This window comes from Acaryochloris sp. 'Moss Beach' (genome assembly GCF_021497025.1).
In the GTDB taxonomy this organism is placed as follows: domain Bacteria; phylum Cyanobacteriota; class Cyanobacteriia; order Thermosynechococcales; family Thermosynechococcaceae; genus Acaryochloris; species Acaryochloris marina_A.
This window is the reverse complement of record NZ_CP071717.1, coordinates 4,663,946-4,679,022: the sequence shown is the minus strand read 5'-3', so window position 1 is coordinate 4,679,022 and position 15,077 is coordinate 4,663,946. Positions and strand designations below refer to the sequence as shown.

The 15,077-nt window shown below is 43.8% G+C and carries 10 protein-coding genes and 1 tRNA gene; 4 read left to right on the top strand and 7 right to left on the bottom strand.

What is annotated here, in order from left to right; translation table 11 throughout:
• Positions 1-9 precede the first annotated feature (9 nt).
• Complete coding sequence (locus HRE53_RS22045) at positions 10-366, bottom strand: Rieske (2Fe-2S) protein (RefSeq protein WP_235107943.1); 357 nt, start codon at positions 364-366, stop codon at positions 10-12.
• A gap of 219 nt (positions 367-585) precedes the next feature.
• The gene (locus HRE53_RS22040) at positions 586-1,776 is read right to left on the bottom strand and encodes a hypothetical protein (protein ID WP_235107942.1); all 1,191 of its coding nucleotides are present in this window, start codon (positions 1,774-1,776) and stop codon (positions 586-588) included.
• Positions 1,777-2,307: 531 nt separating this feature from the next.
• Between HRE53_RS22040 and HRE53_RS22035 the strand changes: the two genes are divergently transcribed.
• Positions 2,308-4,029 carry a phosphatidic acid phosphatase gene (locus HRE53_RS22035; protein WP_235107941.1) on the top strand — a complete coding sequence of 574 codons (1,722 nt, stop codon included), beginning with the start codon at positions 2,308-2,310 and terminating at the stop codon, positions 4,027-4,029.
• Positions 4,030-4,260: 231 nt separating this feature from the next.
• On the opposite strand, the gene hslO is transcribed toward HRE53_RS22035, so the two are convergent.
• Complete coding sequence (hslO, locus tag HRE53_RS22030) at positions 4,261-5,160, bottom strand: Hsp33 family molecular chaperone HslO (protein WP_212665337.1); 900 nt, start codon at positions 5,158-5,160, stop codon at positions 4,261-4,263.
• A 309-nt stretch (positions 5,161-5,469) separates the two neighbouring features.
• Here hslO and HRE53_RS22025 point away from each other — a divergent pair, with 309 nt between their 5' ends.
• The 3 genes from HRE53_RS22025 to HRE53_RS22015 all read left to right on the top strand — a co-directional run bounded on the left by HRE53_RS22025 (position 5,470) and on the right by HRE53_RS22015 (position 8,906).
• On the top strand, positions 5,470-7,206 hold the full coding sequence (locus tag HRE53_RS22025) for a hypothetical protein (RefSeq protein ID WP_235107940.1): 1,737 nt from the start codon (positions 5,470-5,472) through the stop codon (positions 7,204-7,206).
• Positions 7,207-7,338: 132 nt separating this feature from the next.
• The gene (ctpC, locus tag HRE53_RS22020) at positions 7,339-8,631 is read left to right on the top strand and encodes a carboxyl-terminal processing protease CtpC (protein WP_235107939.1); all 1,293 of its coding nucleotides are present in this window, start codon (positions 7,339-7,341) and stop codon (positions 8,629-8,631) included.
• A gap of 202 nt (positions 8,632-8,833) precedes the next feature.
• Positions 8,834-8,906, top strand: a tRNA-Phe gene (locus HRE53_RS22015).
• Between the two features lie 19 nt (positions 8,907-8,925).
• On the opposite strand, the gene HRE53_RS22010 is transcribed toward HRE53_RS22015, so the two are convergent.
• The 4 genes from HRE53_RS22010 to HRE53_RS21995 all read right to left on the bottom strand — a co-directional run bounded on the left by HRE53_RS22010 (position 8,926) and on the right by HRE53_RS21995 (position 14,721).
• The gene (locus HRE53_RS22010; protein WP_235107938.1) at positions 8,926-11,544 is read right to left on the bottom strand and encodes a CHAT domain-containing protein; all 2,619 of its coding nucleotides are present in this window, start codon (positions 11,542-11,544) and stop codon (positions 8,926-8,928) included.
• A gap of 128 nt (positions 11,545-11,672) precedes the next feature.
• Positions 11,673-12,005, bottom strand: a complete 333-nt coding sequence (locus tag HRE53_RS22005; protein ID WP_235107937.1) for a hypothetical protein — start codon at positions 12,003-12,005, stop codon at positions 11,673-11,675.
• A 562-nt stretch (positions 12,006-12,567) separates the two neighbouring features.
• Positions 12,568-13,482, bottom strand: coding sequence for a filamentous hemagglutinin N-terminal domain-containing protein (locus HRE53_RS22000; RefSeq protein ID WP_235107936.1), 915 nt, complete (start codon positions 13,480-13,482; stop codon positions 12,568-12,570).
• Between the two features lie 1,035 nt (positions 13,483-14,517).
• A complete protein-coding gene (locus tag HRE53_RS21995) occupies positions 14,518-14,721 on the bottom strand; it encodes a hypothetical protein (protein WP_235107935.1) in 204 nt (67 codons plus the stop codon).
• Between the last annotated feature and the right edge of the window lie 356 nt (positions 14,722-15,077).

Sequence of the window (15,077 nt, the reverse complement as noted above, 5' to 3'; positions counted from 1 at the left end):
CCTAGAAATTTATTCAGCTACTTCTACCCAAATATCTCCTTCTTCCACACGGGTCGGATATACCTGTACTGGCTTTTCCTTGGAGATAGCCCCCAGGAGCTTGCCAATCCCTGGTGGCCAGGGAATCCAAGATTTGGGTGCCCCCGTGGTGAGATCAAACGCACTCCGATGTAGAGGGCAGACAATTGCCCCATCTGCAGTAATTTTTCCTTTATTGAGTGGGGCTTTTAAATGTGGGCAAGCATTCTTAACTGCACAAATGATTCCACCATAATTCACCAGAAGAATCTTTTCTTTCCCAACTTTAACGATTTGACGCTCCCCCTGGTCGAGTTCGCTTTCCGACAAAACCTTAACCCAACTCATAACAGCCTCCAGAGATTAAACAACAAATGTCTAGGGAGTGATGTGGTCTTGAATCCGCACGAGGTTATAACTCTGACCTGATTATCCCAGCCAGATCGAAAATGAGGTTTTTACTGCCATAAAAATCAATAGAAAGCTGTCACCCATTCCGTCTCATCTGTGATCGTGGTTAACACCAAGGTCTTGTTTGCAACGATCAAGGAATTAATAGGTATGAAGTCAGGAACGAGCCACTCTCAGACTAAATAGCCGATTGATACTATAAACAATCCATCGCCAATATCGGTGCATTCCCCAAATCACCAAGGGAGTCAACAGCGTTGCCAACAACATCCCACCTGCCACTAAGCTCAAATCAACGTTAAACACATCCCGAGCAATGCGAACGAGATCATGATCAATCCCTGCTTTACCTTGGTTATAGATAGCACGAGTCGTTTGGTCAAAAATGAGTCGCCAACTGAATTGAATATCGTAGAAGGTAACATAGGCCGCCAGCATGGCATACAGCGGTCGCTCGACAGAATAACGGCAGGCATATCCACTGATTGCCCGGGCCAAAAAGATTCCGGCAAAAATTAGTTCAAATCCATGTCCCATCGCAACAACAAAGAACTCATGGATACCTGTGAACGCAAAAAGCGTATATGCGATCGCAACTCCCAACAACACTCGCGCCGTCAAATAATTCTGCCAATACATATAAAACAGATACCCAAATCCGCAGTAAATCAAACCGATTAAAAACGGCATCCGCTCAACATTGAAAGTAAAACCACCTCCATGCATAAAATCGAATGCAGGAATCGCCGGATATCCAAAGATCCAGTTGGTTAAGGTGTGGCCCAACTCATGGACTAACGTGATTACAGGGCTCAGAAGAAAGGTCACTTGCTGAGATGCAACAATAAGAAGTGCCAAAACGATACCAGCTGCGATCGCTTTCCATCCTTCCGGCTCAATAGATTGTGGTACCCACAGATCATCTGACGAGTGGGTTGGCTCCCAACTCGTTTTATCCAACCTAGGCCGTCGCCACAGCTCCCCATTCGCCGCTTGATGCAGTGTTGGCATCTGTTCATCACTCGTTAAAAAGCTTAACTGCCAACACCAGGAAGACTCTCTAGCCCCGTCCTCTTGACCGGATATCAACAGAAATTGTGCTCCCGGCAAATGCCACTGAATAATTTCACGGCAGCACAGCATCACCGAACTTTTTTCATCCGGTGACCGTTCTCCTTGTAAATACACATGTAGTTCATCTCCTTCCGACCAAGTTTCAGATTCAATCTGCTTATGAGCCAAAGTCTGATTTAAGAGCTGGGTCATCGCTTCTACGGATCCACTAGCAGCAGATGCTCTTAAATCAGCGAGTGACTCGGAAGACTGTAAACCATCAGTAGAGGACATAGGTGTCTGAATAAATGCTGCAGTTAGTATTCCCCAGACAGGCTATACCAGTGCTAACGATCACAGCTTTGCTGTCTAGTGGCTCACGAATTCATGCGATGGGTGTCACAGCAAAACAATATAAATAGCTAGAGAATACAACTTAATTCAGTCAGTAACAGACAAAATTATTTCTTGCGTAAAATGACTATTTACCACCGATAATTCCATAGAAGTCTTAACTACGTCAATAAATAATCAATCATTCTTTTCTCACTAAAAAAGAGAAATATTCAAGTTTTTGTGTACTATCTTATACCTGACTTCAACTAAATAAAGAATGCCTTTAGCTAGGAAAGAAGAGAAATATTCTTTACCCGACAGCGGTCGATTTTCACCACTTCGACCTAGCTATACCCTACTCAATCTCCATATACAAAAAGGATAAAAGCCAAGGCTAGGCCAACACATGAAAACATCAGAAATTTCTTCATGGAGAAATCTATTCTTCGCAAAATACATCTATTTCTTGAACATACTTTGAGGGTAATTATGACAAACTACCAACCTGGGCAGGACTCTGATACACAGCCTGATCAAAGCTCTAATGTAATATCTGAGCGAGACTTCGATACAAGACGACACAAAGTCGGAAAGATCCGTGATCTTGCTCGTGACAATGCCCTATCAGAGTTCGCAACAGGGCAACCACCCGCAAATGGAGATGAAGCTAAATATGAGGCTCTTGGTCGTCCCGGCTTTGCATCTTTTTCGAAAGCTTTAAGTCATAATGACAATGGTTTAGTCCAAGAACTATCTTTTAATTCGCTACTTTCAGCCATTCAAACAGGCACGCAAGATGCCTTCGAAAGCGTGCAATTGGGGGGAGGTATTCGCAAGCTTGCGAACCCTCTCAATGCTTATTCATTCCAATTAATTGGAAATGATTCAAATGGAGCAAGAATGGCTGCAGCGCCAACTTTCTCCAGTCGAAATTCTGCAGTTGACTTAGTCGAACGCTATTGGATGGCGTTATGCCGGGATGTCCCTTTTGATCAATATGCCAGTAATTCCGTAATTGCTGACGCTTGCCAAGATTTGAATGCCCTAGGCTTTGAACAACAATTTGGGTTTTCATGCACTCCGCAAACTGTCTTCCGAGGCCCATATACCGGATGCGCTATCGGTCCTCATGTTTCTCAGTTTCTCCTGCAAGACTTCGATTTTGGCAATCAACCAATTCGACAACTACAGCGCTATCCCCAAAAGAAACTGGATTACCTCACTGACTTTGATAGTTGGTTTCAAGTGAATAATGGCAATGTTGATCCTACTGGAAGCGACCTTTTAGTGGGCGAACGCCGTATCATAACTCTCAGAGATGCAGGGCAATGGGTTCACATCGATTTTCCTTACCAATCAGCTTTGTGGTCTACTATTATTTTGCTTGGCTTAGGAACTGGTATCTCCAACGCAAGTCCCTATGTAAATGGGGGAATAACCACCGCTGAGCCATTTGGGAGTTTAGGTGGCCCAGACGTAACGATTCAGCCAGCTTTAGCATCTGTATATGCCTTAAAACATGCTTGGTTCCAAAAGTGGTGTGTCCATCGCCGCCTTAGGCCTGAAGTTTATGCCCAGCGTCTCGAACTATTCCGCAGAGGTTTATTGGCACCGTCTGCAGCCGACCCACTCAACAACGATTTATTCAACCAACTATTTGGAGAAGGCGCAGAGGTATGGAGACAGTCTCAAGTGCTGGATCGCATCTTGGCGCATAACCAGACACAAAATAGAAATAACTGCCGTTCTGATCAAGAGGGTACTTGGTTACTTCCTATTGCTTTCCCTGAAGGCTCTCCAACCCATCCCGCGTATCCAGGTGGTCACTCAGTCTTTATCGCAGCCGCAGCCACTACTGCCAAAGCTTTATTCCAAGATGGTCCATTTCCAAACCCAGTGATTCCCATCGCTCAGGGTCAAGACTTAATGCCATACAACGGAGAAGATTTGACAATTCATGGAGAGTTAAACAAATTAATTGCAAACATTACCCTGTTTCGGGATGCAGCAGGGATGCATTGGCGCACAGATGGTACTGCCTCTGGTGTTAATACCCCACCAGATCGTGACGGTTTAGGCATACCAACAGGTGGAAACCTATTGGGTGAACAACTAGCAATCAGTATGCTAAGGGACATCAAACAGACCTATCGCGAGGAACTAGGTTTCTTTGAGTTTCAAGGCCTAAATGGCAATACTGTGCAGATCTAAATTTACTTGCTTGGCCAGGTACTACCCATTGAACAAACTCTGGCCTTATTGAAGTAGGTACTTCACACCAAAATTGTCGTCCTACCGATTCTTCCCTTGTAGATAAACTACAAGGGATTTTTATGAATAAGTCTATTCTTAGAGTTGGTGGATACAGGCTTCATCACCAAACTGACTAATACGTCCAGGCCAGGGAAACCTGCTGTTGGCAAACAATCATGTCTCCGAAAATTAGGCTTCTGCTTCAGTTTTCAAATCATCAATTAGTTTTCCCAGCTGATCACTAGTAGTCTGATAGACTTCACCACAAAAATCGCAGGTCGCTTCTGCCCCATCATCTTTTTCGATCATGTCCAACAATTCATCTTGACCCAGCATTTTCAAAGCTCCTAGTACTCGCTCAATTGAGCAGCGGCACTGGAACTGAACCATTTGAGTATGGGGAAAGATTTTGAGCCCCATATCTCCTAACAAATCAGCCAAGATATCGGGAAGGGTTTTACCAGCCTGCAATAGGGGAGTAAATCCTTGTAAATGAGCAAGGCGAGACTCTAGCAATTCCACAAGGGCTGGATCTTCGGCTGCTTTAGGTAAAACTTGGATCAAAAGTCCTCCAGCTGCAGTTACCCCCTGAGCCCCAACAAAGACCCCCAAAGCGAGAGCAGAAGGGGTTTGTTCTGAAGTGACTAGGTAGTGAGTGACGTCTTCTCCTATTTCACCGGAGACTAATTCAACCGTACTGGAATAGGGGTACCCATATCCCATATCCCGAACCGCATAAAGGAATCCTTTGCCTACGGCTCCCCCCACATCCAACTTGCCCTTCGCATTGGGGGGTAATTCTACTCCAGGATTTGTAACATATCCACGTACCGTACCGTCTACACCTGCATCCACTAAGATGCCTTGCAATGGCCCATCCCCACGGATACGAAGATTAATCCTTGCTTCCGCTTGTTTCATACTGGAAGCCAGCAATAATCCGGCAGACATGGTCCGGCCTAATGCAGCTGTAGCGACATAGGAGAGATGATGGCGTTGCCTTGCTTCTTCTGTTAAGCGAGTGGTGATCACACCCACTGCTCGGATACCATCGTCGGCGGCTGTGGCTCGAATAAGTTGGTCGGCCATAGAATCTCTACAGGCTCTTAATAAATCTTTTTAATTGTACTGCAATGAATCCAAGTCAAGTCTTGAAAAGTAGATGTACTGGAGAGTTTTGTTTCCAAGATCACCATAGATGATGTTTACATTGGTTAACATGGGAGAACTGAATACAGGGTAAAAACGAATCGACTTCTTTTTTGCTGCATCAGGGCACATTATTAGTTAGTGATTAAATCAGCGGGGTTCATTTGGACATCATCCTTAGCAAAGTTGTAGGATCGCAAGGTGATCTGTGTTGTTGGGTATTGCAGACCTTAGTCTTGTAAGTCCAGGATGACGACTGATTCTAAAACCAATCTTATTGCCTCTTCCATCAGCTCAGAAGCTGTGAGCCATCGAGGTGCCAGCAGATTTAAGTTTTTAAAATATTGGCCCATTTGGGGCATGGTTGCGATTGCGCTATCAGGCGGGGTTGGTTTTGGATCCTACCGATTGCTCTTGCATCAGCCAGCAAAACCCAACTGTGCTCAAGTCTTTTGGCCCTTCGCATCCGGTTCGTTGCGGGTTTACTGTGCCCAGGAAAAAGCGAGTAAACAGACCTTAGAAGATTTGTTTGCTGCGATCGCATTAGTGGATGCCCTCGATACCAACCATCCCCTTCGCCCAGCGATCAATCCTTTAATTGAGCAATGGTCCACCCAAGCACTGGATTTAGCAGAAAATGCCTTTCATGCGGGCAAGTTAGACCGCGCCATTGAATATGCCCAACGCATCCCCGCTCAAACCACCGCCTACAAAGTCGTCAAAGAGCGTGTAGAGGAATGGCAGCAGATTTGGGCCGAAGGAGAAGACATCTACAATCGAGCCGAGGCTGCCCTCGATAATGAGGAATGGCGAAAAGCCTACGGCATTATGATCAAGCTGGTTCAGATCGATAATCGCTACTGGTCCGGCACTCAGTTTGATTCCATGACCGAGAAGATTATCGTTGCCCAGAAAGATGAGCGCAAATTGGTCAAAGCCAAGCGTTTAATGCGGCGAGGAGGACTAGATAATCTATCGGAATCCCTAGGACTCGTCCAAGAGCTGATTTCAGATAGTGTCTATCGACGATCTGCTCGGAAGACCCAAAACACTATAGCCCGCAAACTCATAACGATTGCGGAATATTCATTAGAGCGGCGCAACTACCATGCCAGCATGGATGCATTGCAGCTGATTCCGCAGGATACGCCGGTCTGGACGCAAGCCCAAGACTTTATGAAAATTGCTCAAGCTAGCGCCTCTGCTTGGAATGGCACCATCGTGAATCTAGAAGAAGCCATTAACCAGGCTAGTAAGCTGGATATCAACAGTCCTCTCTATGGAAAGGCCCAAACCTTAATCTCCCACTGGCAAAAAGAAATTACCAATATTCAACTGCTGCAAACGGCCCAGATGCAAGCCCAAACCGGAGACATCGGCGATTTATCCTCTGCAGTCGCTCAAGCCCAGCAAATCTCATCCCAGAGCGACCGTTGGCAAGAAGCCCAACAAGAGATTGACCAGTGGCAATCTCAAATTCAGTTCCGGGAAGATCAGCCCATTCTCGACCGAGCCGATCAATTAGCTTTACAGGGTGGTCCAACCGCTCTACAGGCCGCTATTCAAGAGGCCCAAAGAATACGGCCCGGGCGAACGTTATACGATGAAGCTCAACTTCGGATTTCTGATTGGCAATATCAACTCCAACCCCCAGAAAGTACTCCTTTAAATGAGCCTCTGCAAACGGTGCCTGCAAATGGTCCTGATCAACTCCTTAAAAGTGCAGAAACCATTGCCAACAAGGGAACCCCCAAAGCCTTAGCAGCAGCGATTGAGCAAGCCAATCAAATTGATCCAGAGTCACCGTCCCAGTTTCAAGCCAAAGTTTCCATTGATAACTGGTCTGAGCAGTTGCTAGATATGGCCCGAGGACAAGCGCTGGCTGATCGGGATGCAGCAATTGCGATCGCACAAAAAATACCCAGTAATAGTCGCGTCTATGACTCTGCTCAACTCCAAATTCAGACTTGGCAGCAGCAAGAATAAATCCCATCATTCAAAACTCATTTCCAACTCATGTAGCCTTCTAGAAGCTTGTGCTAGAGTGGGCGTACCTCACTGTCCCTCTGTTGTACACAGAAGGGGATAGTGCCTCACGAAACCAATTGGGTTAGGCTTATGGCGAATTCAAAAGACGGACTAGTATTAGGAACAACAGCCCTTGTTGGAGCGGGTGTTGTCGTCATTGGTGCAAACCTTTGGCAGTCCAGTTGGGCCGTGTTCAAAGAAAGTCCGAAAGAAGTGGTGGACGAGGTTTGGCAAGTCATCAATCATGACTATGTTGACGCCACATTTAACGGCAATGATTGGCGTGATATTCGCAACAAATATTTAAATCGCAACTATACCTCTCGGGATGAAGCCTATAAAGCAGTCCGAGAAATGCTGGACAAGCTTGAAGATCCTTACACTCGCTTCATGGATCCAGAGCAATTCAAGAGCATGCAAATTGATACCTCCGGGGAGCTAACCGGGGTCGGGATTCAAATTACCCAGGACGAAGAAACCAAAAATATCACCGTCATTTCTCCCATTGAAGGTAGTCCAGCCGCCGACGCTGGGCTTTTGTCTAAGGATGTCATCATCAAAGTTGACAACAAAAGCACCAAAGGGATGGATATTAATGGTGTCGTTAGCTTAATTCGAGGTCCCGTCAACACCGACGTTACACTCACCGTTCTGCGGGATAAAGAGAAGCTAAATTTCAAGATTAAGCGAGCCCGAATCGAGATACATCCCGTCCGCTTTTCTAACCAAAAAAACCCAGCCGGTAATGTGGGCTATATTCGCCTCAATCAATTCAGCAACAATGCCTCCTCGGAAATGCGCGAAGCGATTCAAGCCTTGAACAAACAAAAGGTTGAAGGCTTTATCCTTGACCTGCGTTCTAATCCAGGGGGGTTACTCTACTCCAGTGCAGAGATCGCTCGCATGTGGATGGGTAAAGGCACCATTGTTTCCACAGTGGATCGCAAAGGCGGTGAAGACAAGCTCACTTCTGGTAAAAACACCCTCACAGATAAACCCCTTGTAATCCTTGTAGATGGAGGATCAGCTAGTGCCAGCGAAATTCTGGCTGGGGCCTTGCAGGACAACAAACGGGCCGTTCTTATTGGCACTAAAACCTTTGGCAAAGGGCTGGTCCAATCCGTGCATCCTTTAGAGGATGGTTCAGGTCTGGCAGTGACCGTTGCCAAATACTTTACCCCTAGCGGTCGAGATATCAACAAAAAAGGGATTGAACCAGATATCGAGGTCAAACTCACAGATGATCAGCGGGAAGCCCTGTCTCTGGACCGAGAAAAGATTGGCACCCTCGCCGATCCTCAATATGCCAAAGCGCTCTCTGTACTGAACGAAAAAATTCTGGCCAATAATAACGGCAATCTGCAATCATCCTCTTCCCAGTAGCAATGTTGTGGCATTCCCTTTTTATCCCCCTATTAGAGGCACCAAATTCCTCCGATGGGAGTGTTGTGGTGCCAATGCTTCCATGTTGAGGGTCAACCTATACAGGGAATGGGCTGGGCCAATGTCGAAGTTAAGAGAAATTTGTAGTTGCCAAGTGGTAATAAGTTCGCTACGATGACAAAGGTCAAAAGTTACTAACCGCGCCGGGATAGCTCAGTCGGTAGAGCAGAGGACTGAAAATCCTCGTGTCGCCAGTTCAATTCTGGCTCCTGGCATTTTTTTATGAAAGCTAAATTACAGCCAGTTCCCCACCAGCACAAATGCTGACCAGTGGGCAGGGTGACGGAAGTCTGGATCCTGGATCATAGCGACCTGAGCTTTTTGTAAGGCTTTGGCCTTGGAGACTTTAGATTGAACGAGTTCGTCATAGAACTCTCCAATGAGGGAGGCTGTGGATTCATCATCCAGACTCCAAAGAGACGCCAGGGTACTCCGGGCTCCAGCTTGAACTGAGACACCCGCTAACCCTAAGGCAGCCCGGTCATCTCCAGCAGCCGTTTCGCAGGCGCTTAGCACTAGAAGCTCAATGGGTTCTGGCCGGACTTGTTCACTGCTACGCAATAGCTCATTAAGCTGATTGACGTTGATTTCTTTGTCCCAAGCCAGCAGTATGGTTTTCTCTGCTTCTGAGCTAAATTTACCGTGGGTGGCAAGATGCACAATGGGATAGGGCAAGGACTGGATCTGTTCTCGTAGTGAAGTACTAGTAAAATCACGATTCAGCAGCACTGTACTAGTAACCAATCGGCTAATCTTATCTAATTCTTTTTTGACATTTTCCAGGGGTGGATAAAAACCTCGTGCTTCGCTAATCCCCGCGGCAATCACTTGGAGTTCTCGCCCTTGCAGAGGCTCAGTATTGATCAGCTGCATGCCTGGAGCCAAGGCGAGGGCATACTTCTCGATCAAATAATTCTCGCTATCGTATAAGGCAGCGAGGGGTAGGTTACGGAGGGCCCCATCCAGAACAAACACTAAGGTATCGGCTTGGCTTTCTTCTAAACCAGATTGAAGGGGTTGAATCAGCCAGTTATAGACAATTTGACCCAACTCCTTACTTTCAATAAAGGTGTAGGGTTTTTCTATTTCCTCACGGAATAGCTGGATGGTCTTTTCTACCTCAGCTTGAGGAATGGGAATCGACTGATGTTTTAAGTCTTTCTGCTGGGGCAAACTGGTAATCAGCTCAATGCGGTCTTTGAGCAGAATGGGATACACCACGGCTGCAGACTGCTGGTCAATATCTTCAATACTGATAATTTGGCCATCCAGGCAAGCAGACCGAAAGAAATTATCTAATTCTGTTAATTGCAGGGACTCCATCACTGCACGGGCCTGATTCAGGTTCTCCTGACTCGGATTGTCCCCCCGCAGCAATAGATCTACTAGCTCTCGATACACAGGTTCCACACTTTCACGGAAGGAGAACTGAGCTTCTGGATTGGTGGCAACTAGATCTTTACGTAGATATTCCAGGGTCTGATAAGCTCCTTGGTAAGCAGAGGTGGCTTGTTCGGTTTGCTTTTGGGCATCCATAATGCGCCCCAATTGCCATTGCCACTGGTAACTGATCTCGCTGGCGTTATTCGCCTGGGCAATGAAAAGAGCTTGCTCCGTCAATTTGCGAGCTTCTGACCACTGTTCATCTAGTTCATATAAATTTCCTAAATTTCCTAAAGCATAAGCTTGGGCACGCGGATCATCAATGTCATAGGATTGCTGAACTGCCTTTGCCGTAATATTGGCAATGTCAGGGATAGAGGGAGTCTTGCTAGGTGACTCTTGATTAAGCTTTACGAGGCTTTTGACGAGGTTGACCTTGCTATAAATATTGCGGCGACTGGGGGGTTGCCCACTTAATTCCGTGTCAATTTGTGGCCAAAGCTGTTGGGCTTGGGGCCAGTCCTGTTTCTCGATTAAGACGCTAAGTAGATTTAGGCGAGCCTGTTGCTGTGTGGAGGGTATAGGCGACTGAGATGCTTTTTGGTAATAGTCTATGGCGAGGTCAAAGGACTTACGGGCACGAGCAGTATTCCCCAAGCTCAGTTGAGTCATACTTACTTCTTGGGGAGCATCGGTTACTTCGGCGTTTTGTAAGCTCAGGAGTAGAGATCTTTCTGCTTCTTCCAGATCTCCGACCAAGCGTAAGACATTGCCTAAGCTGCGATATCCGGTGGCCCGAATTTCTGGATTAGCCTGTTGGTCCAATTCAGCAGTAACTTTTTCTAAGGTTTTACGAGACTTTAAGTAGAGTCCCATTACTTGCTGGGCCTGAGCCTGATTAATCAAGCTACCAATGCGACCAATTTCATCCCCTAGTTGGGCATAAATTTCTGCTGTTTCCCCCCAAGTGTCCATAGCACTTTTGGGATCACCCTGAGATAGATTCAAGCTGCCTTGAGCATTAAGAGCCTGGGCATAAATAGATAAGTTTTCAGGGGCTGGAGGGGCGCCAACTATTTCTAAACTTTGGCGAAGACTATCTTGGGCTTTTAACCATTGACCTAGTTCTTGTTGGGCAAGGCTGAGCTGATTCAGAACGATGGCTTGATTCAGGGGTTGACTTTTATAACCTTGTGCAGCCTGAGACCAGGCTTCTGCGGCTGCGGCATACTGTCCCCCTTGGTAAAAGGCTTTCCCTTGTTCCACCAGTTGGGCAGGATTGTTTGCAAAACGCTGACTAGAGGCTGCTGGAGTGCTGGAAGTAAGTTGGTTGGCAAGGAGGGTAGAATGGGCGGGACGTTGCCCAAGGCTTAGACCAAGGACTAGGCAGGCACTGCAAAGGGCCACTCCAACCCAGCGTAATCTTTTACGAGTAAGAGGCAGTAGTCGTCGAGCCTTTCTTCGAAGCATTAATGTTCCCTTCCTCACGGTTGTTGATGGTACAGTGCTTTCCCCAATTCCTTTGCCCATATTCCAAAACGAACAATAACTGCCCAATTTAGCGATTTAGACATTTATTCTCGGTCAATCTGGGATGTCTAGCAAGTTGCGATGGGTTGGGGGCTTTGGGTAGGTTGGGGAATGTTGGCAGTGAGGTAAATGCGACCCTGGGAATCTTTGGTCCAGCCTTTTGCTTCTACGATATCAGGACCCACTTTAGAAGTTAAAAACGTAGGCAAAGTATCTGTAGCGGTTGCATAAGAGGGTTGGAGGTTGTGGGCACGAAGGTCTTTCCAAACCGTGGATGGAGTTTGGGCTTCGTGTGGACCTGGGGGGAAGACCACCACGCCCAACATGAACGAAGTTACTATCACCGAGAGTCTGACCTGGGCGACATCCCTTAGCAATTTCTTGAGGGGGCTCAACAACATCTGGTTGTTCAGAGAGATTCTCACTGGGATCAACGTTAGGACTATTTATTGTTATTTGACCCCCTAAAGTTGGACCACCGGCCTGAGAAAACGCTGTAATATCATTAGACTTTAAAGCACTAGGTCTAGGATCATCAGGACTGAGATCTCTTAGATCTTTTAGGGTACGAGGTTTGAATCCAAAGAAGCTACGCCGAGCTGCAATATTGATCTTCCCACCTTGCCCATTAACAGAATTAGCAGTAATGTCACTGTTTGTATTAGGCTCAGAAACTACAAAATCTGCAAAAAACACTTATATTTCCTCCGTCACCAAATTCTCCAGAAGATCCTGCATTTGAAGAAATTTCGCTTTGCCCTCTCATAAATAAAAAAATTATCTAAGTTTAATACAATATTCCCTCCATCTGCTCTAGAAGAGTCAGCCAAAATAGCTGCTTTATTGTCTAATATTACTTCCTTGGCTCGAATGTTAATGTTGCCAGAAACACCTAAGCCATTACTATTAACAGAAATCTTTGCTTCATTATTTAAGCTCAAAACGTTCGTTTGAATACTAATATCACCTGCCGACTGAGCAGATCCTGAGGTCGTAGTCGCAAATAAACCAGTAAAAAAATGAGTCATCGGGGAAAATACTATCAATTTCAATGATATTAGCTTTAATACTTATATTCCCACCAGCTCTATCTCCAAATGCTCTTGTCTGAATGCTGGCTCTATCTTTTAGAGTTAGCTTTTCAATAGCTCTGACACGAATATTACCTACTTGGGGATTATCTCCATTAAAAGCTGTGATTCTTGTTTTGTTAGTCAATGAAATATTTTGGCCATGAATATCAATAGAACCACTACCACCTGATAAACCAGTTGAATTTATTTGAGTATTTATAAGCTTTAAATCTGAAAAAATGTTAACTCCGTTGTAGCTTATTTTCCATTGATTAGAAGATAAGAGTTTGAGATTAACTGTCGAATATCCTCCAATACTACTTATGTTAATAGACCCATTCCTGGTAGTAACAAATGCTTCTCTCATATCAATATCTCCTCCTAGAAAAGCTAAAGTAAAACCAGATTTAGCTTCAAGACCAACAAAGCTAGGAGGTATTCCAGGAAAAGGGAATAAAGGACGCTGAAATGACGAACGATTTACTATTGGACCAGGACTTCTACCAAATCTCAAACCAATAGGCAGACTCGAAGTTAACATAGGATTACTATCCGATTGGTTAACACTAAATGGCAAATCGTCATCGTCAAATAAAATACTTTCAGCAGTAGTCGCAAAAAAAGAGCCATTTACATTTAGGTTAGAATTTGGTCCAAAAACTATTCCATGAGGATTTAATAAAAACAAATCCGCATTGAGCCCTTGAGTCTGCACTAGGCCGTCTATATTAGATATCTTTCCACCTAAAACACGAGCAAAAAATGAGGTCAATAGAGGAATCACCTCTAAAGGTAAGGGATTCATTTTTAATTAAACTAAGTTCTTTGAAGCTATGAAATAGTTTACTTCCAATTATTTTCCCATCTGTTTTTTTGAACTAAATATGCTGGCCCTTGCAACACTCTTATATTATCTTGTTTTTTTTAAAAACAACATTTTGAGCAAGGCAAAAACTTAGATTGAAAATTACAAAAAGAAATGGGGATAGAAATATCTTAAAAGGCTTTAAAAAAAAGCAACAAACAACCTTTCTTCTTGATTCATGATAGGTGAAGCCTCAAATATATCAAAAACAATTTCTTACCTAAAACCAGCTACTGATTATAATTTCCATCTAATTTTTTTCAAAAATACCAAAAAAACAAGAATATATAATTGTCATTCCTAAAAAAAACATCAACTAATATTTTCTTTGCAGGTTTATAGTGCAGATTAATACTGACATATAACTAATTAAGCTTGAGTATATATTCATTAATCCTAAATGCACAATCTTTAGTAAAAATTAGAATTTTTTAAAGCAAGTTTAAATTCACAGATATAACGAGGATAAACCTAATAGATTTTGGCCAAAGAAGTAGGCAAACAATAAGAAACTCCTATTTACAAGAACTAAAGGTATTAATTTTTAATGACCTTTACAAGGAAGATTGCGGCTTTCTCCAATCCTTACCTACTTCTAATTTTTTCTTGCAATAATATCTTGACTAGTTGCAACTAGGATGGCTGTCAGGACACTCTACCGTACCGCAACATATCGCCTTAGCATTTGCTAGAGTATCATGAGGAGGTTGAAGTGCACTTAGAGTACGATTTATACAAGTTTGACATGCATCACTAGAGATAACTGAACTACGGAAAAACAGTTGTTTCTCAACTTGAAAGTCTTTCGAAATGATCTTGATAGATCGTATTAAACCTCCTGAGATCTTAATAAGTAAGGAGTGATTATAGTTTAATGAATTCCAGAAAAATTTGTCAAAAATATCTAGATTCTCAGTCAAAATAGCTTGGTGATCATTATTATCTAACTTCAATATATCAAGACGTGCTTTTTCATTAGTTAAAAAAAGTAAATCCAAATAGAGTTTCAAGAACTATCTCTTTTGAAGAATCAATATTCGTTTCTTGACTAAGAATATGGCCATAAATTGTCTGAATCTTTTGTTTAGAAGTCATGTTTACTCCTTTAAGCTCATAGTTAGAATAAGTTCGATTTTCTTGAGAATTTTTAATTACATTAGATAAAGCCTGATTGATCATTTGCAAACCTCAATAAATACTCACTAAAGACAAAGAATTAAACCAAAAAAAAATACTGACTAGAATTCATACATATTTAATATAAATGATTAAGTATATATTTAGAATTAATACACTAAAATTACGATAAAAATCTCGGAGAAAAAAATAATCCATCAAGAGTTTGATATATCGGGAGCATGTCACCTTTGTAAGCTAGTATTTATACTCATCTCAGAAACTTTTGCTAGCCTTGCTTTCAGATATCAAATTTCTAAAGACAAATTTTGTGCATGTGCAAAGGTGACATGCTCCCTGATATATCGACATAAATCATTATGAGTTATTTCATTTACTAATTTCACTTTTCATTGATT